We start from the raw sequence: 23,753 nt of genomic DNA, 5'->3' as shown, positions 1-23,753 counted from the left end.
TTTTTATGGGAGGTTTTTATATTGAAGTATTTAAGATCTTTTAAACTTTTATGGATTATTCTAGCCACTCTTGCGGCAATCGGAATAACAGGAACGAGTAGCTATGCAGCAGACACATGGGAGGACATGGGTGTGCTTAAACAGGTAGATAGCCCATTAAACGCTCAGTATGAAAGGGTAGTTTGGGATTCTACCAAAGAAGCTTTCGATCTCTACTTTTCTCCACCTACATCTTCGTATTGTTTTCTTAAGTACCTTTCATTTGGTGTGATAACTCAGACGGGATATGACTACAAACTGGTATGGTCAGCCAAATGTGTTAATGGAACTTCTTACATAGACGGTAGAAGCCTGCCTGCTGATGGCAGCTACAGCCAGTCATATGAGACTTATGGTACAACTCTTTCATGGAACGGTATGTCAGGTACCAGCGTGGAGTTAAAAAATGTGAAGCTTATGCGCAAAAAGGTTCATGGTGATTGGGAATACCAAGGTGAAATTAAGTACAACACCAATCCTGTGGATACTGGCTATGAAAAAACGAAGTGGGATGATGTAAGTCAGAATTTTATACTGTCATACGACCCTCCTGCTTCGGGCAGCTATAGCTTCGGCAGACAGCTTTCATTTGAAGGGTTTAAGGAGGAGGGCTACGAGTATAAGCTGGTGTGGAGAGCACAGAAGACTGCCTCTGGGAATACACTCCTTGATAACCGCAATCTGCCCTTAGGAAGCTCAAACTGGAGCCCTGAGTATGAGACACGAGGTTTGGTAATTCCATGGTCAGGTATCTGGCATGTACCTGTAAATATTGACTATGTGAAGCTTTATGTACGCAAGATAAATCCCCATACTGATGCAAATGGTTATTGGGAATTCAATAACGGAAGTGGCGTTGATTGTTCTGGAAATGCTAATAACGGCACTTTTACAAATACTGTTAGTTCCACTGAGCCTGGCGTAGTAGGACAAGGTCTGCTTTTAGATGGTAACAATACAATGATTGTACCCGATAGTAACAATTTGCATTTTGGCGAGGTAGGATCAACAATTAATTTCTGGATGAAAGCACCTAAATTAACTGAAAACGATTATGATGAGATAGTAATGAGTAAATTTATAAGAGATTCGGGAAAGACCAATGGTTTTAGAATGACTCGATCAAACAACGGTTTTCGAGTGGATTATGGTTATAATGACACTAAATTCGGCCAATTTGCAGTGAATGGCATTCCTGCGGATGGCAGCTGGCATATGTATACCTTCACTTTTTATAAAGGTTCTGATAACTTTTATCATTTTAATTGCTTCTGCGATGCCAAGCTGGTAATTGACTCCGTAAATTCCGATAATTTTTTAAATAGTGTTTTTAATAATACTGCGCCTTTAAAGGTTGGGAACATTCAAAGCGGAATTTTACCTGGTATTAATGGCGTAATAGACGAATTAAGTATTTATAGCCATAGTCTTAGTCTAAGTCAAATTAACACCATGTATATTAACGCTTTAGGTCAAAATAAAACAACCTATGATGATAATACTGTTTTAAAACTGTCTTATAATAAGAATACTATAGATACAAGCGGAAAGAAGAATATTGTCACTACATCAGATGGAACAGTACCTGTTTATTCTCCTCATAACGATCTTTATAAGTCAGGCATAGATTTTAATGGTAAGAGCTACACTAAAGTGAAGAATGCTTCTCATCTTAACTTTGGTACAAGTGACTTTTCCATTTCCTGCTGGTTTAAAACAAATAGCACTTTTATTAACAACACTATATTGGACAAGCGTTCTAATGCTGATACATCTCCTATTGGCTATCATGTATGTATATATAATGGGAATGAAATAGTTCTCCAATTGGCAGATCCTGCGAATGGCTGGTACAACTTCCGATGCATTCCTTCTGGGATAACATGCAACGACGGGCAATGGCATCAAGTTATAATTACCGTAGATAGAGATAATAAACAAGGACTTAAATTTTATGTTGATGGTTCACTGAAAGGAACCTATGATCCCACTATAAGAATGGGCAACCTTGACAATTCGTCAGATCTTATGATTGGGGGACATTCATCTATTTCTCAATATTACTTTACTGGCTCCCTCGATGAGGTGGCATTATACCCAAAATGCTTATCCTCAGAAGAAGCAGGTAAGATCTACAATAAAAAGAAATGGAATGTTCTTGTTTATATGGATGGCGATTGCAATTTGGAAGGATCAATGGTAAGGGATGTCATAAGAACAGAAAAGGGGTTAAAAGATGATGATCTCAATGTAATGGTTTTAATGGACAGAATAGCTGGAGGATGCTCAGAACCTGATGCAAGTAACGATTGGACAGGCGCAAAGCTGTTTAAGCTTCGTAAATCTCCACATGATCCAAATAACGCATACCTTATGTCTTCACCTTGTTTAAAAGATTATGGCGAAGTAAATATGGGAGATCCAAAGACCCTTGAGGAATTTATTGTGTATTGCAGTACCAATTATCCTGCTGAACATACATTATTAATCCCTTCAAACCACGGTGTTGGTATAAATGGTTTATGTTTGGATGATACAAACAATTATGATTATTTAACTCTATCTGAGTTTCAAAGTGCTCTTGCATCTACTAGAACGAAAACTGGGCAGAAGATAGATATAATAAGTATGAATGCCTGTCTTATGCAGATGATGGAAACTCTTTATCAATTACGAAATGAAGCGGATTTTATTCAGGGCGCTGAAGAAACAGCAGGGGCTTATTTTATTGAAACAATTGTAAGTAAAATTGCGAGTAATCCAAGTTCTACACCCGAAACAGTTGCTGGTTTTATCTATCAACAGCAATATTCAAAAACAGATTCATGTTTTAGAATGGGGAGCAGCTTTGAAACATTTATTTCGGATTTCAAAAATTTCGCAACTCTTCTTAAAAACAAAAGCAAATATGATGATATAAAAAGCAGTGTAGATAATGTATTTCGACTAAGTGTAAATTCATATGCCGATCTTATGGATTTTGTAAAAAGAGTGTCTTCCAACACCACCGATCCAACTGTTAAGGCGGCTGCAAATAAGCTTATATCTTCATACCAGCAGTGTCTTTTGTGGTTTGATATTTGCAGAGGATCTGCAAGTGAGGCATATATTGGCGCAGTACCTTATCTAGGAAATGCCAATGGGCTTTCAATTTGTCTGGCATCGGGGGTAGTTTCCAAATTTAAAGATGGAGTATTATATGACCCCACAATAACAGGTATACTTTCTTTCACAACTGATACTGATTGGGATGAATTCCTTTATAATTATTATACTTACATAAAAGGCATAACCGATAACTTTGATTCACAACTGACAGGACAAGTTCCAACGGGTTATACTGTATCTGGAAGCACTGTTGAAGTAAGTAACAAAACCCTCAGAATACTAGATTCTTCAACCACTACAGCCGTTCAAGCTTCTAAAACCACTACAGCAGGCACAAATAAAACTTTAGAATGCTCTATCGGAGCAAAAAATATTACCAATGGTATTGAACTTTCCATTTGCAGTGGTAGCAGTGCTAACAAAGTATTTAATATAAAGATACTACCCGATGGCAGTATTAAATATTATAACGGAACAACATGGAATGCTCTAGCAAAGGAAAATACAATAAAGTTTGATCAGTGGAGTAGAATGGAACTCAAGGCTGAAGGGACTACAAATGCTCGTCTTTTTATAGATGATATTTGTGTAGGCAACCTTAGTAATTGTGGAAGTTATTCAACGATGGATCGTTTTGTAATTTCTACCAGTTCATTAACTGGAACGGGAGATGAAGTATGTTTTGACAACATAGTTTTCTGATAAAAATGGGCTATAATATAGTATTATTACTACAGCTTGCTTATTCCCTTTATTTTTAGAGATGAATGAAAAAATAACTTACGCTATAATTTTGCGGGGCACGCATGCTTGGCATGGGTGTCCCGCAAAAAAGCGCAAGTTATTTTCTATTTATGCCTTAATACAATTTTCTCTCAGTGTCTATCTAATAGTTTTTCTACAGTACTTATCCTTGGATAAATAATAGTTCTATCTATACATCTAATTGGAATTTTTTTGTATAATTCTATTCTACTTTAAACTTATTAACTTCCTTCTCTAGATCAATTGCCATGTGATTTAATCTATCAATGCAGTTTTCCATATCATGCATAACAGCCAGTTGTTCCTGTGTAGAGGATGCTACTCCCTGACTGCTTAAACTAAATCCCTTTGAAATATCCACAAGTTTTTTCGTTCCGTCTAGTACTAATCTACCAGAATCCTTTATAACATGTACAGCACTTATAACATCTTCAACACTCAAATAAGCATTCTTGGTTGAGGCATACATGTTTTCCAGAACTGATTCAACACGTTTAACAGAATCAACCCCTTCGCTCGCCTGAATTACACCTTTTTGTATGAAGGCGACCGCACCTTCAATTTCTTTCTGCATCATATTTACGATATTGTTTATTTGCTTGCTTGCATGATTTGATTGTTCTGCCAATACTTTAACCTGATCAGACACAATGGCAAATCCTCTTCCGTTTTCACCAGCTCTTGCTGCTTCGATTGCCGCATTCAATGCAAGCAAATTGGTTTGCTTAGCTATTTGCGAAATAGCTTCACTAAAAGACTCTATCTCTTTTGATCTGGCCCCCAACTTTTGGATAATTTCAGCCGTATTATCAACAGTGCTATTCACAAGGTTTACCATTACCATTGTATCCTTGAATATATCTGATACCTTTTGAACACCATCCATAGCTTGATTTGACGAATCAGATAACAAATCAGCTTGATTTATCACTCTTTCTATATTACTAAAGGCTTCGTCCATTGTCTTTGAAACTTCTTCAACACTTTTAACCTGTTCTATAGTACCATCTGCAATAGAGTTTATTGCTGTTGTTATTTCTTCCGTGGCCTTGCTTGTTTCATTTGCACTAATACTCAATTCATTAGTATGAATTAAAACATTTTTTGTATTATATCTAATATTCTTTGTAATATCAGCCATACTTCCTATCAAATCCTTAAATGCTTGAGTCAACCGTCCAATCTCATCACGGCTGTTTATGTTAATATCTACTGTCAAATCACCTTGTTTTGCTATCTCTGCTTTATTCTCCAACTCCTTTAGTGAACGTACCAGGAGATACGATACCTTTCTGCTTATGATTATTCCAATCAAATTTATCACAAGAATTACTATTATAATACTGCTTTTCATCTTGTCCAAAGCCTCAAGCGCATATCCCGCTTCAAAATCTGCAGCTAATATTCCAACGATTTTACCTGTTTTATCTTTAATAGGAACATACGCAGAAATTAAATCTCCCCACCCTTCAGTAATATTTATTATATAACCACCAATTCCTTCAAAACTAGCTTCCAAAGCTTTGTCTAGTTCCTCCTCCTCATCGCCAAGCATAGACATGTTTTCACTATCATAAGGAGTTCCATCAACTAGGTAAATATACTTTCCATCATCGGTCTTTCTCATTGTATATAGATATTTGAGTCCTACAGAATCTTTCATAGCAAGCAATTTGTCATGAAGTTCCTTGTAATAATCGCTATCCATATCCTCTTTAGTCTTGAGTTGATTCATCTTGTCAACATCAATTAAACCTACTATAGAATTAGCTATATTCAATGCTGATTTTCCAACTGCATCTTCAACAGTTGATCTGGCTTTTTTACCGGCATACATACCTATAACAAGTGAAGATATCAATAAAAGTATAATAAAACTACCACTAAGCTTTGATCTTAAAGAAATATCAAATTTTTTAAGCATACCCAAACCTCTCCCATCGAATCTATTTTTATCTGACGTCTGGCAAAGTTTTACTATTAACTTTTAAACTATACTGACATAAGTTTATCGTCTTATTTCACTTGTTACTAAAGCATAATTAATAGTCACATTAAACTTAATTGACAATGAATATTACAATATAAAAGTTAAGAGAATACGCACTTTGAGCAATCATTACATTGTTGCGCGATACTTTGTAATGATAAAATTGGAAATATGTATCAAGGGAATATAAAAAAGGCTCCACACTTTTTAAGTTATATGGAGTCTTTCAAATTTAACCTTATATTATGATTTCTTAAACGTTCTTACCATTTTTTAGTTCATCCCTGATTTTCCTGTACATAATAATTGGACCGTCTCCTTTTAGAAGCTTTTCAATGGATTTGAATTCGGAAGCTTTTGGCTGTTGGGTAATTACAACTCTTTTGTCCTGTCTTTCTACTATCTTGTCAGCATATCTTCCAAAAAAGCAGATCAGATTATTAATAAGTCTTAATTTCGATAATTTGCAGTAAAATCTAATATATAGTACAGTGTTTTCGTCATCTACAGGAGCAAAAAATATTAATACTTTGATTTTATCAGTAATATGGTTTAGCCATACATTTGGGTATTTAAATGAAAGGTAAGTACTTTTAATTACACATTCAGAGGCAGGCTTGGGTTTTTGGCCTACATCCTTCTCGTTATTGGCACTTGTTATCAGTGTGTTATTTTCAAACAATGTTTTTGGACCATTTATAAGGCTCTTATTTCCCCTGCCTATTGTGTTATAATGTACAACTGGCACATGAACTACATCAAGCTGATTTTCTATACAGCGCGAATAATGGGAATTCCACAAATCTGAAATTTCACCATAGGAATAGGAGGGATCAATCTGATCATAAAAGAAAGGAAGTTCATCAGTTGATTTTTCATTGTCTCCATACCAAACGTATATAATATCATTTGCTTCCATTACTTTGTAAGACTTAACATTATATCTGGATAGGTCTTCAGTTGACGATATTCCATTGGCAGGTATAAATCTACATTTTCCGCTGCTATCAAATTCAAGTGCATGAAAAGGACAGCAAATGCAGTCAGATTTTAGCTTCCCTATACTCAATGCGGCACCTCTATGGGTGCACTGGTCAACAACACAACCTAACTGCCCAGCTTCCGTCCTAAAAAAAGCAAGGTTGAGCCCTAGTCTTTTGACGGCTAGAATTTTGCCCTTTTTTACTTCACGTGACGGTAGTACTGCATACCATTGATTATAGATCATGGGATCACTCCTCTTAGTTTTTTGATATAAGGCATTTCATTTAGAATATACCACCTTTTTTGCAAGTCATACCATTAAAAAAATTAGGCTTTTCCAAATTGATAAAATATACTTAATTAAATTTATTAATCTAATTATTATTAATTCTTTTATTGTTTTATTTGAAGGGAAATTATAGTAAAATTGTAGTTGAGGAGTTTATTAAAGAGTTCTACTACAAATAATAGTAATAAGCTTGAAAGTATTTGAAAGTATTTTTAGGCATTTGCAAAATGACTTAAAAAATCAGATGTAAAAAGTTAGAAGAGATGTAAAATGGACTTTGATAACTTAAGAGGGATATATGTTAGTGATTTGACTGAAAAACCAGAACCTTGTTGATGAAATTACAGCACAAATAAGCTTATGTATAAGACATAAGTTTCAAGAGTAAGTTAGTAAATCAAGCGATTAAAGGTTTTAAACTACGTATATACTTGTGCTCATGAATTTTATCTGCAAGTATTACAGTAATTAGTTGTGTGATACCTGCGAGATATAAATCTGCTTTAATAGTTAGGTTGTCTCTTGTTTTAAGATTACCACAGGCCATAGGCTCCTTAAGGTATTGAATGTTTTTTTCTACTACAGTCCTAATTTTGTAGTCAGAAATCCATTCGTCAGAGCCTCTAATCACACCTGGATACATGCGTTTATCCATGGCAGGAGATGTGAAGGTTACACGACCGCAAGGCTTGCCATTACAGGGGTTATCACAAGAAGTAACCCATTTACCTTTAATTAGTTTTGCCTGTGGGCACCGCCATTTGAATCTTTCGATTCTTCCTTCTTCTCGGCTCCAGCCATTTGGTTTCATTGGTACAGAAGAATCTTTAGAGCAAAGTGGCCAACCATCATCATTGTATTTAATAGGCGGAAGATTAGGGTTTGAATTTCTGGAATTCAAAGGTATTAGAGCCCTTTGAAACTTGAGTTCATCTAAGAGCAATGTGTAGGTATCGCACGTATCAAAAATAGAATCACCAAGGAAAGTGCTTGGTTTAAAATCCGGGTGAAGAGTAAAGAAGTCTGCAAATACTGGTTTAAGGGATTTGGAATCACTAATAGATTTATCTTCGTCTGGAGAATCCGATTTTTTCTCAATGTGCATTTCAGGATGTTTCTTTTTGAAGTCACTATCCAAAAAGGCAATATGTCTTGGAATGCCGAGGCCGTTGGTGATAATGCCAAACTTGTAGACATAGCAGAAGTAGCCGTTTATGTAGAGTTGCTTGATTTCTTTGTTTGCAGAGGCTGAAGAAGGCATAAGGCTATAAGCCATTTTATATACATCGACATCAGGCTTGTCCTTGTAGAAAGCCTTGAGTTTTTTTATGATAGAATTTATGAACTTTGGGTTATTCTCAGTTACAAAGGTTTCAATACCTGAAGTATCATAAGCGATAGTGGATGCAAGAGTAGTGTTAATTTCCTGGCAAATAGGTTCTGTAATATCTACAAGGTGGTTAAAGAAGTTTTCCAGGTAAATAACGAAATCTTGTTTGAACCGTGTAAACTGAGAGTTATGAGGGACGTCTGGAAGGCCACAGAATTCACGGGCTTCATGGCATAAATTAAGAAAAATAATGAGTAGCGAAACTGTAGGAATGCCAAGAATTTTCTGCAGAACTAATGCTGAAAGCATTGAAGAGAGTGAATATTTACGGTCTCTCCCTAGAGTTTTGTGGTAAGACCAATAAAAATCCTGTGGTATAAGCGAAGATAAATCAAGATGTTGTGAGAGTAGCTTAAGAAATTTTGGCTTATTATTTTGAAAAACATCTTTACATTCTTCGAATGTGTCAGCAAAAGAAATTTGTTTATAAAGTTTTACCATTTGTTTTCCCCTTCTCTTGTTTAAAATTGGATTAGATACCTATATTTTACTAGAAGCAGAGGGGGAAAACAATAAAAATATCAATTTGAAATGCAGTAAATTCAAGCGTTATAGCATTTCGCAAATAACTAAGAAAGTATTTTTACAAGGGGGATATAAGTGAAAAAAATAATTACTTTTTGTTTAGGGTTAACATTTTTAATTTTATGTGCTTGTTCAAGTGAATATAATAAAGAAGCATCTGTCACACCTATTGCATCAGATACTTTAGTTGCAGATAATACAGCAGAATCCCAGGAGAATATAAGTGAAAAAGAATACAAGATTGATTTAGGAACAATTTTGGAAGGAGAAATCGGTGGCGCTAAATATAAAGTTCATGTACCTGAAAAATGGAATGGAAAATTGTTGATATATGCCCATGGACTAAGACAAGCTTATGAACCTTTAGAAGTAACACTTGAAACCGATTCATCCGATCATATCAAGATGATTAAAGATGGCTGGATAGTTGCTGCAACTAGTTTTAGAAGAAATGGTTTTATATTAGGAGATGCTTTTGAAGATATTGATAATCTAAGGGAATTTATTGAAAGAAAATATGGAAAATCGAATATTGCAATTGTACAGGGCTATTCAATGGGGGGGTTAATAGCAACAAGGATGGCAGAATGTGGTTATGATTACAGCGGATTTTTGGCAATTGGAGCTGTATATGATATTTCGGTAAAATATACTCCCCAAAAGCCGATACTTTTCTTGTCAAATCAGGATGAGGTAGGGTTTCCGTTGGAGTATTGCGGAAATGTGCAAGGGAATTATGTAAAACCTGCAGTATGGAAAGTCTCAAGAGATGGACATTGTAACGTAAATGGAAAAGAAGTATCAGCATGTATAGATGCACTTTTGAATTGGATTGAAAATAAGGAGATTGTTTATGAGAAAGACATAACTATGGAGAATGACCTGGCACAATAGCATTGTACATCCCAACTCTCTCTCCAATTATTTCAAACAGCTTTTTTGAGTCAAAGGGTTTGCTTATATAGTTTCCGAATTTTATTAGTAGCTTCATAGCCATTCATTATCGGCATTTGACAACCCATAAAAACAATATCGTAGTTTTTAATCGTTAATACATTTAATGTAAGATCTGGATTTATAGGATTGATAAAAATGTCGGAATTATTTTTTATAATTCCGGACGCAAAAAGAGAATTGTTATCGCATATATTAATTGATAAACTATCTAACAATATAAAAGCGTCGGGTTAATGGCATTTAATGAGGCTATTGAATTATTGAAAACATAAATATTTATAAAAAGTTAAAAACTAAAAAATAATAGAATATGAGGGGGAAGAAAATGAATAAGTTAAAAAAATTGATACTGTTTGTTACTATTTTGACACTTGCTGTTGTACAGCCTCTTTGCAGTACAATGATATCAGAGGCGGCAAGTGATGTAACAGTAAATTTATCAGCACAAAAACAATCGATTAGAGGTTTTGGTGGGATAAATCATCCGGTTTGGGCTGGAGATTTGACAGAAGCCCAAAGAGAAACAGCTTTTGGCAATGAACCAGGGCAGTTAGGTTTTTCAGTTTTAAGAATTCATGTAGATGAAAACAAAAATAATTGGTCAAAAGAATTAGCAACTGCAAAAAAAGCGGTTGAAAAAGGAGCAATAGTTTTTGCTTCGCCATGGAACCCTCCAAGTGATATGGTTGAGACCTTCACTCGTAATGGTGTAGCAAATCAAAAACGGCTTAGATACGATAAGTATGCTGCTTATGCACAGCATCTTAACGACTTCGTTAAATACATGAAGGACAATGGCGTGGATCTTTATGCTATTTCTGTACAAAATGAACCTGATTACGCAAGCGATTGGACATGGTGGACTCCACAAGAAATGCTTAACTTTATGAAAAATAATGCCGGCTCAATTACAGGCTGTAAAGTAATAGCACCTGAGTCGTTTCAATATTTAAAAAATATGTCGGATCCTATTTTGAACGATGCTACGGCTCTTGACAATATGGATATTCTTGGTGCTCACTTTTATGGTACAAGCATAAGTAATATGAGCTATCCCCTTTTCCAACAAAAAGGAGCTGGAAAAGAACTCTGGATGACGGAGGTATATGTACCAAACAGTGACAGTAACTCTGCAGACCGTTGGCCTGAGGCTATAGAGGTTGCATATAATATGCATAATGCTTTGGTAGAGGGGAATTTTCAGGCATATGTGTGGTGGTACATACGCAGGCAATATGGTCCGATGAAAGAGGACGGTAATGTAAGTAAGCGTGGCTATATGATGGCTCAATACTCCAAATATGTCCGTCCTGGATATTATAGAGTTGATGCTACAAAGAATCCAAATACAAACGTGTATGTATCTGCCTATACAGGTGATAACAAAGTTGTTATAGTTGCAATCAATAAAGGTACTTCTGCGGTAAGTCAGAAATTTAATATACAGGGCGGCTCACCGTCAACTATAAGTGCATACACAACTACTGGCAGCCAAAATTTAGCGGCCGGATCCGTTAATGTATCAGCAAGTTCCTTTACAGCTCAGCTGCCTGCAGAAAGTGTTACAACCTTTGTAGGTAGTTTAGAAGGACCAATTGTTACTCAAACCCCAACATCAAGCCAAACCCCAACACCTGTAGCTCAAAGAAGTGCATTTGATAAATTGGAAGCAGAAAGTTATAACGAACAGTCAGGAATCCAAAACGGATCTGTTGATGAAGGTGGAGAGTGTGTCGGTTATATTGAGAATGGGGATTATACTGTTTACAAAAATATGAATTTTGGTAGCGGTGCCACAAGTTTTGAGGCAAGAGTTTCCAGCAATGGCAATGGAGGTAATATTGAGATCAGGCTTGATAGTATTAGCGGCACTTTGATAGGGACTTGTCCGGTTCCAGTAACTGGCGGTTGGCAGAACTATACTACCAAATCGTGCAGTGTAAGCGGAGTGAGTGGAACTCATGATCTTTATTTAAAATATACAGGTAGTAGCAGTTATTTGTTTAACCTGAACTGGTTTAAGTTTGGAACTGATACTGCGACTCCAACCCCAACCCTTGGTAAAAAAGGAGATGTGAATCAGGACGGAAATGCCAATTCGATAGACTTAGGATTATTACGACTGCATTTACTTGGCATAACTCTGCTTACAGGAACGAATCTTTCCAATGCCGATGTTAATTCTGACGGTCAGGTAAACTCTATCGACTTTGCATTGATGAGGCAATATGTATTGGGTATGATAGCTGATTTTCCAAGTTAAGGTGGAAGAAGAAAATTATATTGTAGTTTAGGACATTTGCTTCGCAAATTCCTCAAATAAAAAGATTTGGTTCAATTCGCTTAGAACCAAATCTTTTTATTTATATATTATTTTTCTGTGTAATACCTTCTTTTGCTTATTAAAAATTATTCCCTTCTGTAAAGCATAATTATCATCAATTTATCAAATCAACCATAGTTATAATTTCAACAATCTATTGTCCAATTGTCAATAACTAAGTAAAGGGATGGATGCCCTGAAACTGTTGCCGAATTACAAAAAAGTGTCATATAAAAAGAGAAGTATTAATGAACTGCAAAATATGTATTTTCTAAAGTAGAATTTTGTACAAATTTTGTGATAGTATATATATTATTTGTTTTAATGTATAAGCATAAAGCACTGGCGTTTACACAAGCTAGTGCTTTTATACAAATAGATATAGTGCTATTATTTTTATCAGGGGGAAATATTAATGTACAAAAAGATCCAATTTGTTTTAACGTTCTTTGTCTTTGCTATGATTTTTCATCTTAACGCCTTTGGCTTAACAGCTTCACAAGAAACCTTTGTCAACTCATTTAATAATGCAGGAGATCAATCTACATATGCCAATTCAATACCATTACCTTATGATGATTGTAGTGATTCTTATACTGGTATTAATGACCCGCATCCTATAAAAGAATCTACTGTAATAATAAATAATACTGATTGTTATCCGGATATGGATGCATATAGTTTTTACCCAACTACAAGTGAAGAATTTGTTTTTTCAATCAATGCTAGTAATTCCGTAACAATCGAAATAACTGATATTGAAGATAATATTTTATACGAATTTTGTGCTGAAGATGTGTTGGAAAGTGAATTCATTATCAACTTACCGTTTGATTACTTTTATACTATTAAGGTTATAGGATATTCAAATTACGCTGAATATCAATTTTATCTTTTACCTGTTACTGATGATTATGGCAATGATACAGAAAGTTCATCCGAAATTCAGATAGGTAGTATAGTTACAGGAAATCTTATTTCAACTGATGATATCGATTATTTTAGTTTTGTTCCCGAAAAGACTGGTGCATACAAACTCAACTTAGTATCACCTCATTGTTACAATCTTATTATCACAGATAGCAATGGTGAACAAATTCACAATTTGGCCTGTTATTTCAATCTTACAAGAGACCAAAAATACTACATAAAAGTATGGAATGAAGACAGCAGTAAAGTGCTATCCTATTATGACTTTTCAATAACCGGTCCTTTGGAAGAAGATTATGGTGATACCATAAGTACTTCTCAATCTGTTTACACAAATCAAAATATTCAAGGTTCAATATACCATTCTGGAGACTATGATATTTTCAGTTTTAATGCCACTTCGATATATTGTATACTAGAGGTTAAAGGAGTTCCGTACAAAAATATAGAGCTTTATGATAGTTCAAATAATCTCGTTATTTGTTATGATGGCATAGAATACATATCTGCAACTAAGAATTTAGCAATTGATGAAGTAGCAATACAACATAAATCAATAGTATGTTATGACAACTTACAAGTGGGTAGCACATATTTTTTGAAAATTGGAGGAGATACTGATCCTACACCTTATACCTTTACAATAAAATCATCATTAGATGGTTACAATGATAATTCCTATATTTTTGCAAAGACTATAGATGTAGCTACTCCTGTAACCGGCAACATCAATTCTTACCACAAAGATGTTTTTAGGTTTATCCCTAAATTATCAGGCACTTATAGTATAAACTTTTTAGATATCTTACATTTAGATTTTTCAGTTTTTGATTTCAACTCATATTCATATCTAGATCCAATATTTTCAACTCAAGTCAATTCATCAAGATATAATTATGAACTGGAAAAAGGTAAAACATACTATATATTTATTTATCCTTATTATGAAACCGAATACTCATTTATTATTGACGGTCCATTACCAACGCCTGAAGTAAAAATTGGAGATGTGAATGGAGACAATAGCATTAACTCAATTGACTTTGCAAACTTGCGAATGTTCCTGCTTGGAATGATTAATACATTCCCATCCCCATTAGGACAGGATGCCGCAGATATAAATCAAGACGGTTCAATTAATTCAATTGATTTTGCTATATTACGACAATATCTCTTGGGGATTATTGACACTCTTTGAAACTAATTTCTACAGATTGTATATTATAATAGGCTCACTAAAATAGCTATGACCACTAAGCCATAGCTATTTTTATACTCAGCTCAATCTATTTTCCTGTAAAACCTACAACCTACTGCAAAACAATTGTTTTCACTCAAGGTGCTTTCATCTATATCAATCTCTGCCATTTTCATGACAAAGTGCGCTCAATAAAATTAGTATTGCCTATGGAAGTACCTTTTTACCTGTATACTGCATAGCTATTCTGTTTTCCGGATTAACATCCACAAAGTAAAGTATAAATAGGAAAAACCATTCCAGAGGCTTCATTAAAACATACACAAAATCTGCACGCCAGCTGGTTGTTATGTGTTTTGAAACAGGATATCCGTATTTGTCATATATATACCGGATAAATTTATGAATTCCCGGAGTTTTCTCCTGTATAAGCTGTTCAAAAGCATTTGCTATACAAAGCTGCCTGTTCACCACAATTTTCACACCATGCCTTATACCCATCCTTGTCGGTTTTACCAGACTCTTGTGTCCATTTACCGCAACTGTACAAAGATAATGCCCTTCATATTTAATGGGAGGAGGAGATATCTTTTGTGATAAAGTCCAGTCACTTGTTTCTGTAAATGCTTTAATAATTGAGTCTGGTGATTGTCCAAACAATACAAGAATAATAAGCAAAACGCCAAGAAGTGGGATCAACACAAGAAAGGCAACAGCATACCAGTTTTTACTGCTGGTCAGTATTATATGACAGAAATTGAGAAATCTGTTTTCATAATAAATTCCTTTTTCCTCTTGATTCTCTGAATGTATATTTATAATTTGTCTCAAGAGTCTGGCAGAACAGAGTATGTAATTTAGTGGCAATAGACATAAATAGATTACATCAAAAGGTAGAAGAGTTTCCTTGCTTAAAAAGTTCCTGGACAGTTGAATTATAAATAAAATTCCTAAAGCCATTCCCAAATAAATTGCTGAAATGCATATAAGGCTTATAATTGGGGATAATTCACCCTTTTTTTTTCTGAGAATCAAGTATCCTGCTGTTGCAATAAAAGCAAAAACTATAAACGTTAAGATATGTTCGTAAGATATAGGCGTATGCAGCCTAAAGGACGTGGGATCCAAAACAATAGCCTCTTTATAATCCTTTGCTCCCCATGATGCAAATAAAAATAAAGATAATGGAATCCCCAAAAGAAAAGTAAATATATCTGTACGATTTTCTAATGCCGGCTTCTTTTTGACAAGATTAATTATATTAAACACTGTAATTACTAACGGTGCAATATAAAAAATAAAAATAACTATAATTAGAACAATAGCACCAGCTACTTGCCCCATAAAATCCCCTCCTTAACAAAGCATCCTGCATATATGGTACTTTCTTAATAGAAAGGGGCATTACACTACGTTTTTTATTCAATAGTGCAACAGCCCCTGAATGCAAAAAATATTTATAGTAAATGTCTAAAATTTATAGATTAACCGCCAAGTTTTTCTTGTTCTTCTCTTGGGGGCATTCCTACAGAGTTTTTTGGTGCACCAAGGTTATTTGCTGGTGATACCTGATTTACAGAGTAAATGTTTTTAATTGATTCCATATCCCTGTTAGACATAGAATTTGCAATAGTTTGTTGGTCATCAAGGAATGTACGTATTCCCTTTACAAGATTTTCTAGAATATAATCATCTTTTCTCATATCAAGAACATATCTGGTACCTTCAAGATTCTGAACACCTGAGCCTGCTAAAGTACTCGTTTTTATCTGGGATAAAATCAGCCACGGTGTAAACGATGTACGTACAATCTGGTTTTCACTTCGGGTCGAATCAGTATATGCCATCCCTGTTGAAATTTTTGATTCAGAATATGTTCCTTCTCCCTGAAAATGTATAAGATAGCTTTTGAAGTTTATTTCGGACCAATAGAGGTGCGCAATATTTATTGATATGCTGCCAAAAGCCCATAAAATTATGGGAACATACAATGACTTAAAGACATAACTGAGTGAAAGTACATTTGAGATATTCCGGTTAAGCAAAAATAGCAGTAAAGATGATAGAGCCACAAGAACACCACCGTATACAGATATGTAGAATCGAATATTTTTAAACATATCGGAATACTGAATTTCGTCATATATCGGTTGAGTTTCTACGATTGTATCGCCTGTGAAGCTGCCTTTATCCATGCTGCCTTCCATATTGAGCTGAGGGTTTAGCTCACGGTAAATCCTGTTCGGCATTTCTTTAAACCTCATATTTGACATTTCCATATCAAAACTTCTAAATATGTCTTTCGGATGTACATTTTCCTGCCAATGATTCCGGTACTCAGACACTTCTGTCAGCGGGTTAAGCATGTCGGAACGCATCTTAGCCAATATTAGCCCTACAGTAATTGAAGCCGCAATAAGTACAAAATCCAGAACAATAAACATGAATGGATTTAATGGGGCAGCAGGTATTTTGACACCTTTATTTATAAGAAGCTCTCCTGCAACAGGAAGCATTACAGCCAACACTATGAAAAAAATAAAGTTACCTTTGCTTAAGCTTTCAATCTTAAGTTTGGGAATTACTTTAAGTGATGTCTTGTGATTACTCCAAATGATGAGAAGGACAAGAGCCAAACCAATACACATCCAATTAGAGAAAGAGGTTTTTGTTAGCTTGGTAAGTCCTAGTGAACCGGATAAAACTGCTAGAACATAAACTCCCACCCAGACTAGAGAATAAGCAGTCTTAGTCAGAAGTATGGAAATGTAATTTCTCATTGCAAAGGGTAAAAAAATGAACTTGGGGAAAATGCTGTAAACAAGCTGATCAATAAATGAAGTGGGTTCAACGAAGGTTGGATTCTTTCTACCCATAAGCATTTGTTCGAGATTTTTTGAATTGTAAAGGACTCCAGGTTCATTTACATGTGCTTCACTTTTGGAAACATTTTTTGAAAGACTTGCCGGTATACCTCTGCCAACATAGAAACGTAAAACCTTGTAAATTCCGCTGCTTATGTATCCAACACCTGTTCCAAGGAGTATAAGGCATATACCTAAGCTTATCCAACCAGATAAAGTACCACCGCTTAACATTCGACTTCTAACAGAAAAAAGAGCAAGCAAACCCATTAAAAACTCAAAGACTCCAATAGAAATATAAATTATACCTTCCTTTTTAAAAGGGTTTTTAATTTCAACAGAGTCCGAACCATAATAATATGACATTTTAAAATTCCCCCCTAGTATTAAAAGCCTTAAACCATTAAAATTTTATAATATGCAGACTAAAATGTCCAGTAGAAAATCATTTTATATCATTTATACTGCTTGATTTTACAACATAATGAATACAAAAATATTTTTTATATGACTTTAGTCATATCGATATATGACTTTTGACATCTTACGACAGGACAAAATTCGTTGTAAAATACAGGTATAATTTTACTTGCGGGGGTAATTTGATAATGATACAGATAACAGATATAGAAATGCCATTTGCTGTTTGCGCAAAGGAAAGGGACACAGGCCCGCCTTTTAAAAGACAGACTATGCTTATTAAGGAAGATTATGAATCACTGATTTATGGAAAGTGGGTATCTGAAAATGGCACTTTATTTGAAATCAGTGAGGATGAGCGATATGGGTTTTATATGGATAAAAATGATACTTCAGATTATTATTATAAAGGTCCGTTGACTCTACTAGCCGGTGCGGAGGCAATAGAGGATCTGGAAATAACTGATGAGGAATATATTCAATTATTTGATTCATATACAGAAAGCGAGTATTATATTTTTTCTTTAAAAATGCATTTGGAAACACTTTATTCAGAAGGAATAGATAAGAGTGATACTTTATACAGAGAAGACTATTATTATTTTATGTTTATGATCTGGGGAGAAAATAGAGATAGAGCAACTGTAGTAAATATGTCAGACAATTCTACTTATAATGTGAGTAGATTAGAGTAAACAGTTGCAAAAGGAATAGCTAAAATATTACTTCGGATTTTTCACGAGGACTCTTTAGAACAAATAAGGCCGGAAGTGAAAAACCAGCAAAGTACAATTTCAGTATTCCTAAGGGAAGTTGGGGGAGTAAACTATGAAGAAAGCTTTGGCTTATATATATATTACTTTATTATTGCTTGCAGGTTGTAGAACTAATGCAGTTGAAAGTGAAGTTTTAAGCAATAATGTGTATGATAATGTATATAAAACGGAGAACGAGTGCGATACTGTTAAAATACCAGGTCCGCTGGGGACGGACGAGCCTTTGAAAGATGACGGAGATGTTGAAAAGAATATTAACGCTGATCAATTGTCGGAAGATAGGGAGCTTACAAAAGAAGCAGAAGAGAAGAACGTTACAGAGTCCGATGTAATTGTTGATCAGGAAGGTATTAAAAGTGAAAAGGACAACCTTGTTTCAGATGAGGAAACCATATTGAAAACATTTGAATCCAAGGTCCCCAAAGAAGTAGTAATGAATATAAAATATAATAAATATGAGGTTCCAACTGATTATCTGCTGATATTAAGCAGTGAGATAAACATAAGGGAAAAGCCATCAACATCATCAAAGGTGATTGGATGTGCCCACTATTTTGAAAAGGTTAATCTAATAGCGGAAGTACAGGGTGAATTTATTGCGAAATATAATACGGATAAATGGTACAAGATAGCCTTGAAAGTAGGAGGGAAAGTTCAAAACGGGTACATTCTGTCAAATTTGGCTGAGCCGAGAGGCTTTCAGTTCAATAAGATGTTTGAGGCTGTTAAAAGGGCAAAAAGTGAAATGGAGAGTAATACTTCTGCATATATTACGAATTATAAGAACCGTGTTGGTTTAGCTCCTTTATATAATGGCAGCACAAAGGACAAATTCGGAATACTAAGAAACCAGTCAGCACCAGCATATTATGAACCGAATCTGGGAGCTAACTTCAGGTATATTACTGATGGTACTTTGGTTTCTACTCTTGCAGAAACGGATAGCTTCTATAAGATACGTACCTTGAATTTTGATGGGGAATACTATGTACCTAAAAAGTATCTTTCTTTCAGGAAAACAATAAAAGAACTTACAAAAGTGGTAGTAGTAGATAGGAAGAATCAAAATGAGGGCGTTTTTGAATTGATTGATGGAAAATGGAATCTGATATCCTACATTTATGCTACAACAGGTGAAAATTCCAAACACAAACTTCCTACAGACCTTGGGTATTATATGGCGATTCAAAAGGTGGAAAAATTCTCATACTTGGACGATGTCACAAAACAAATAGCAGGGTATGCGCCATATGCTATAAGATTTAACGGTGGAGCATATATTCATGGCGTACCTGTTGATTATGTGCTGAAAGACGGAAAACGCGTAGATCCTGGTATACAGGAATATTTGTTTACAGTCGGTACCGTTCCGAGGTCGCATAAATGTGTAAGAAACTATACAAGTCATTCGAAGTTTTTGTACGATTGGATTGAAATTGGCAAGAGTGCTGTTATAGTTATAGAGTAAGCAGTTAGTCAAACTTTTTCAATCAAACTTATATGTTTTACTGTATAATTGTCACAACCATTCCTTATTTCGCCCAAAATTGCGATAATGGATGTTTTTAGTGCGTTTTACGACTATAATCATGGCATTTTGCTAAAAGTTTATCCATTTAGTCTTTCAAAATGTGGCGATTGTATGGTAGAATATAGACATACTATTCTTATTGGGGGTTAGTTTGATGAAGAAAAGGATAATAACAAGTGTTTTGGCGGTAGTAATGTTGCTATCGTTTACTGCATGTGAAAATAAAAATCAGTCTGCACCGGATGCTAATGCTACTGCTAAAACATCTATGTCAGATCCAATACAAAACTCTGACAATTTAATCTATGGGAAATGGGCAGCGCAAAGTGGTCCAATGTTTGCATTTACTCCAGACGGACGTTATTTGTATTATAAAGACAAGAATAATACTACAGATAATTATTATAAGGGTTCGCTAACATTTCTTTCAGGTGTAAAAGCGTTGGCTGATTTGAAAATAAATACTGCGGATTACCTGCAAAAGTATGATAAATATGCACAAGGATATTTCAATGTTTTTTCTTTAAAGATGCACTATGAAACACTTCAGTCAGAAGGTGCTGATAAGAGTGCTACTCTAAATAAGCAAGAATCCTTAAATTACTTGTTTTTGCTCTCAGGAGAAAATAAGGATAAGGCAACTATAATAAATATGGCTGATTCTACTTCAATTGAATTGACTAGAGTAATTGAGTAGGAATAATTGTATAGAATTTAAATTTATAATATTGTTGAACCAAAAGATTATAATAAAAGTCAACTTGCAGAAAGAAGTGGTATATGCCACTTCTTTTTTGTACTTGTTCAGCATATGTATTTAAGAGTTGGGTTTTACCCCTAAATACTGGGGTCACTCATGTTCAAAGTAGTTAAAAGCAAGCCCAGACTGAGGGAGTTACAAAATGTGTTTTTAATATACAGAAGATACACTATATTAGCAGGGGGACATAGTAAAATGAGGTATCTTCTAAGAAAGAGGAGCATATTTTCAGCAACCATCATTTTGAGTTGTTTTTTTATGTATTCAGCTTCAGCGGTGGCAGGAAAGGGCCAATTGGTGATAAAAGAACCTGTTACGGTCAAAATCTATCAGGAGCCAAGAGCGCAAAATTATAAATTTATCAGGGATGTAGATGGAAAAATAAATTTAACAGCAGTTCGTTATTTTCCATGGCATACAAGTAGGGCATATTTGGAAGGAGCTACACTTTGGTTTTATGAAACAGGAGATAGTGGGATCAAGGACTTTATTGAGGATTACTCGCTTTCAGATGAGGGTATGCTGGTGGAAGAGCAAACTGTTCCTGCAGCAACTGTTACTGACGGAAAGCATATAGGGATTATAAAAATACTAAATGTTGAGATGAGCAATGAGAAATATATAGCCCATAGAGCGTATGTTGACATTGAAGGGATATCTTTACCTGGGGTATATTCAGGCTATTTAAACGATGGAACAAAGATATATGTGACAGTTCACGACCACTTCGCTATAGCTGCTGTCTTTATTTTTATCGGATTAATGCTGGCAGTAATATTATCTAATTTGGCGCCGTATTCCATAAAATTTATTGCTTTTTCAAGTATTAAGAGGTTGCAAGATGAGTATTTACAAAAGTATAAGATCCTTCAGGCGATATTCAAGGAAATGGGACATGAAGAGATTCTTCCGCCAAACGAGTATATAGAAGCTTGCTTTTATAAAGCGGAAAAGCTGAAGAGTAAAGGCATATTTATGGCGTTTTTTGTTAATCCGGCAAATGCAGATTATAAACTTGGGCAGAGCATTCTTGATGATTACAAAGCAGGGTTTGAAAAACTGCTTCATCCCGATAAACAGTTTTTATACGATTTGGAGTATTTGGATAAGTTGTTGAGTGGAGAAAGCCAAAAAAGGTTGTATGATATGGTTCCGTTTTTCGTAGAGAAGATGAGGAATAACATACACAGATATGATTTCAATTCACCGGAAATGTATCGTGAACCGTATCAATATCTGTATAAGAAAATTGCTATTTGTAAAATCCAGGTAGAAGAGGTAAGTGATATTGTAGATTGGATTTGCTTTTTTGATACGGTTAAGAACCAATTATTGAACCATCCACTGTTTTCGGATGAAGAACGGAGGGTTTTAGGAGATTTGTCGCTGACCAGTGAGGAATTAAGTTTGGCACTTAAGGGTATAAGAGAATATAAGAATTTTAAAGACTTAAAGTTGACTGATATTTATGTGGATGCCAAAAATAGACTGCGGCGGGTTTTGAAGATTTATGAAGAGTTTGATGAGTATGAAGGAAATCATAAGGATGATATAATAGAACAGCTTAAGCATAAGGAGAATGTATTTGAGAAAATATTAAAAAAAGTCTGGCCGAAAAAGGGTAGGATGGCAGTACAGGTATTGGATGAAGATATAGGTCATGAAAGCATAGGCAAGCAGAAGAAATTACTCCAATTTTTATTTAATATTATAGGTGGCTTATTAATAATGAGTTTGATATTGACAGTACCTATATTAATTGGATTGGTTCTGTTTTACTTTCCAAATCCTGTTTTTGGAAAGGTTCAGGACTATTTAACTCTGCTATTGCTGGGTACAGGTGTTAATCCTAGTTTAAACCTGATATATAATATTACAGATAATTCCTTTTCAATAAAGTATAATCTAAAAAATAAAATTCTAAAGTAAACTTATAAAGAAAACTTATAAAGAGAAGTGGCGTATAGCTGCTTCTTTTTTTATACCTTGCAGGCAGGGCAAATGCTTTATACTTTACAAATATTAATTGATATAATAATATTTATAGGTGAAAGGTAAGTAATTTTTCATTTATGCCTTAGTGTTCGAATAAGTAAGTAATTTCAATATTTTGAATTTCGTTGGGTGATTTTGTTTATACAAGCCTGTTCTTTTCCGATATATTTAGAGAGGTTTTATCAAATTTATAAGTACACTATGAAAAAAGTTATATATTACGAATAGTTAGTAGGCATTTGCAAAATGACTTAAAAAATCAGATGTAAAAAGTTAGAAGAGATGTAAAATGGACTTTGATAACTTAAGAGGGATATATGTTAGTGATTTGACTGAAAAACCAGAACCTTGTTGATGAAATTACAGCACAAATAAGCTTATGTATAAGACATAAGTTTCAAGAGTAAGTTAGTAAATCAAGCGATTAAAGGTTTTAAACTACGTATATACTTGTGCTCATGAATTTTATCTGCAAGTATTACAGTAATTAGTTGTGTGATACCTGCGAGATATAAATCTGCTTTAATAGTTAGGTTGTCTCTTGTTTTAAGATTACCACAGGCCATAGGCTCCTTAAGGTATTGAATGTTTTTTTCTACTACAGTCCTAATTTTGTAGTCAGAAATCCATTCGTCAGAGCCTCTAATCACACCTGGATACATGCGTTTATCCATGGCAGGAGATGTGAAGGTTACACGACCGCAAGGCTTGCCATTACAGGGGTTATCACAAGAAGTAACCCATTTACCTTTAATTAGTTTCGCCTGTGGGCACCGCCATTTGAATCTTTCGATTCTTCCTTCTTCTCGGCTCCAGCCATTTGGTCTCATTGGTACAGAAGAATCCTTAGAGCAAAGTGGCCAACCATCATCATTGTATTTAATAGGCGGAAGATTAGGGTTTGAATTT

13 protein-coding genes and 1 pseudogene are annotated in these 23,753 nt (G+C 34.7%); 8 read left to right on the top strand and 6 right to left on the bottom strand.

Annotated features, from left to right (window positions below):
- The first annotated feature begins 21 nt into the window (after window positions 1-21).
- Complete coding sequence (locus ACECE_RS0214915; protein ID WP_010248635.1) at window positions 22-3,849, top strand: LamG-like jellyroll fold domain-containing protein; 3,828 nt, start codon at window positions 22-24, stop codon at window positions 3,847-3,849.
- A 265-nt stretch (window positions 3,850-4,114) separates the two neighbouring features.
- Here ACECE_RS0214915 and ACECE_RS0214910 read toward each other — a convergent pair whose 3' ends face one another.
- The 3 genes from ACECE_RS0214910 to ACECE_RS0214900 all read right to left on the bottom strand — a co-directional run bounded on the left by ACECE_RS0214910 (window position 4,115) and on the right by ACECE_RS0214900 (window position 9,006).
- Window positions 4,115-5,836, bottom strand: coding sequence for a methyl-accepting chemotaxis protein (locus tag ACECE_RS0214910; protein WP_010248633.1), 1,722 nt, complete (start codon window positions 5,834-5,836; stop codon window positions 4,115-4,117).
- A 319-nt stretch (window positions 5,837-6,155) separates the two neighbouring features.
- Window positions 6,156-7,130, bottom strand: a complete 975-nt coding sequence (locus ACECE_RS0214905) for an aromatic ring-hydroxylating oxygenase subunit alpha (protein ID WP_010248631.1) — start codon at window positions 7,128-7,130, stop codon at window positions 6,156-6,158.
- A gap of 442 nt (window positions 7,131-7,572) precedes the next feature.
- On the bottom strand, window positions 7,573-9,006 hold the full coding sequence (locus tag ACECE_RS0214900) for an ISNCY family transposase (RefSeq protein WP_010243494.1): 1,434 nt from the start codon (window positions 9,004-9,006) through the stop codon (window positions 7,573-7,575).
- A gap of 159 nt (window positions 9,007-9,165) precedes the next feature.
- Between ACECE_RS0214900 and ACECE_RS0214895 the strand changes: the two genes are divergently transcribed.
- From ACECE_RS0214895 to ACECE_RS0214885, 3 genes are all read left to right on the top strand, one after another.
- Window positions 9,166-9,984, top strand: coding sequence for an alpha/beta fold hydrolase domain-containing protein (locus tag ACECE_RS0214895; protein ID WP_010248629.1), 819 nt, complete (start codon window positions 9,166-9,168; stop codon window positions 9,982-9,984).
- Window positions 9,985-10,372: 388 nt separating this feature from the next.
- Entirely contained in the window at window positions 10,373-12,310 is a 1,938-nt protein-coding gene (locus ACECE_RS0214890; RefSeq protein WP_010248627.1) for a carbohydrate-binding protein, read from the top strand.
- Between the two features lie 475 nt (window positions 12,311-12,785).
- Window positions 12,786-14,498, top strand: a complete 1,713-nt coding sequence (locus tag ACECE_RS0214885; protein ID WP_010248625.1) for a dockerin type I repeat-containing protein — start codon at window positions 12,786-12,788, stop codon at window positions 14,496-14,498.
- A 207-nt stretch (window positions 14,499-14,705) separates the two neighbouring features.
- Here the strand turns inward: ACECE_RS0214885 and ACECE_RS0214880 are convergent, their stop codons facing one another.
- On the bottom strand, window positions 14,706-15,842 hold the full coding sequence (locus tag ACECE_RS0214880; RefSeq protein ID WP_010248622.1) for a DUF6688 domain-containing protein: 1,137 nt from the start codon (window positions 15,840-15,842) through the stop codon (window positions 14,706-14,708).
- 140 nt (window positions 15,843-15,982) lie between these two features.
- Entirely contained in the window at window positions 15,983-17,728 is a 1,746-nt protein-coding gene (locus ACECE_RS0214875; protein ID WP_010248621.1) for a hypothetical protein, read from the bottom strand.
- 242 nt (window positions 17,729-17,970) lie between these two features.
- Here ACECE_RS0214875 and ACECE_RS27700 point away from each other — a divergent pair, with 242 nt between their 5' ends.
- The 4 genes from ACECE_RS27700 (at window position 17,971) to ACECE_RS0214855 (ending at window position 22,778) form a co-directional block, all read left to right on the top strand.
- Window positions 17,971-18,477 carry a hypothetical protein gene (locus tag ACECE_RS27700; protein WP_010248619.1) on the top strand — a complete coding sequence of 169 codons (507 nt, stop codon included), beginning with the start codon at window positions 17,971-17,973 and terminating at the stop codon, window positions 18,475-18,477.
- A 133-nt stretch (window positions 18,478-18,610) separates the two neighbouring features.
- A complete protein-coding gene (locus ACECE_RS0214865; RefSeq protein ID WP_010248616.1) occupies window positions 18,611-20,026 on the top strand; it encodes a L,D-transpeptidase family protein in 1,416 nt (471 codons plus the stop codon).
- Window positions 20,027-20,243: 217 nt separating this feature from the next.
- Entirely contained in the window at window positions 20,244-20,786 is a 543-nt protein-coding gene (locus ACECE_RS0214860; protein WP_010248614.1) for a hypothetical protein, read from the top strand.
- 258 nt (window positions 20,787-21,044) lie between these two features.
- Window positions 21,045-22,778 (top strand): hypothetical protein, encoded by a 1,734-nt coding sequence (locus tag ACECE_RS0214855; protein ID WP_010248612.1) that lies wholly within the window; start codon window positions 21,045-21,047, stop codon window positions 22,776-22,778.
- A gap of 482 nt (window positions 22,779-23,260) precedes the next feature.
- On the opposite strand, the pseudogene ACECE_RS0214850 reads toward ACECE_RS0214855, so the two are convergent.
- Window positions 23,261-23,753, bottom strand: a pseudogene (locus ACECE_RS0214850) (ISNCY family transposase); the annotation flags it as partial.

Source organism: Acetivibrio cellulolyticus CD2 (genome assembly GCF_000179595.2).
Classification (GTDB): Bacteria; Bacillota; Clostridia; order Acetivibrionales; family Acetivibrionaceae; genus Acetivibrio; species Acetivibrio cellulolyticus.
The sequence above is the reverse complement of the archived record's forward strand: the minus strand, read 5'-3'. Positions and strand labels throughout refer to the sequence as shown.

What these genes read in the sequence shown, in the direction of transcription:
- ACECE_RS0214890 (WP_010248627.1), top strand. Translation starts at nt 10,373, where the DNA reads ATGAATAAGTTAAAAAAATTGATACTGTTTGTTACTATTTTGACACTT.
- ACECE_RS0214865 (WP_010248616.1), top strand. Translation starts at nt 18,611, where the DNA reads ATGAAGAAAGCTTTGGCTTATATATATATTACTTTATTATTGCTTGCA.
- ACECE_RS0214910 (WP_010248633.1), bottom strand. Translation starts at nt 5,836, where the DNA reads ATGCTTAAAAAATTTGATATTTCTTTAAGATCAAAGCTTAGTGGTAGT.
- ACECE_RS0214905 (WP_010248631.1), bottom strand. Translation starts at nt 7,130, where the DNA reads ATGATCTATAATCAATGGTATGCAGTACTACCGTCACGTGAAGTAAAA.
- ACECE_RS0214885 (WP_010248625.1), top strand. Translation starts at nt 12,786, where the DNA reads ATGTACAAAAAGATCCAATTTGTTTTAACGTTCTTTGTCTTTGCTATG.
- ACECE_RS0214900 (WP_010243494.1), bottom strand. Translation starts at nt 9,006, where the DNA reads ATGGTAAAACTTTATAAACAAATTTCTTTTGCTGACACATTCGAAGAA.
- ACECE_RS27700 (WP_010248619.1), top strand. Translation starts at nt 17,971, where the DNA reads ATGATACAGATAACAGATATAGAAATGCCATTTGCTGTTTGCGCAAAG.
- ACECE_RS0214875 (WP_010248621.1), bottom strand. Translation starts at nt 17,728, where the DNA reads ATGTCATATTATTATGGTTCGGACTCTGTTGAAATTAAAAACCCTTTT.
- ACECE_RS0214860 (WP_010248614.1), top strand. Translation starts at nt 20,244, where the DNA reads ATGAAGAAAAGGATAATAACAAGTGTTTTGGCGGTAGTAATGTTGCTA.
- ACECE_RS0214855 (WP_010248612.1), top strand. Translation starts at nt 21,045, where the DNA reads ATGAGGTATCTTCTAAGAAAGAGGAGCATATTTTCAGCAACCATCATT.
- ACECE_RS0214880 (WP_010248622.1), bottom strand. Translation starts at nt 15,842, where the DNA reads ATGGGGCAAGTAGCTGGTGCTATTGTTCTAATTATAGTTATTTTTATT.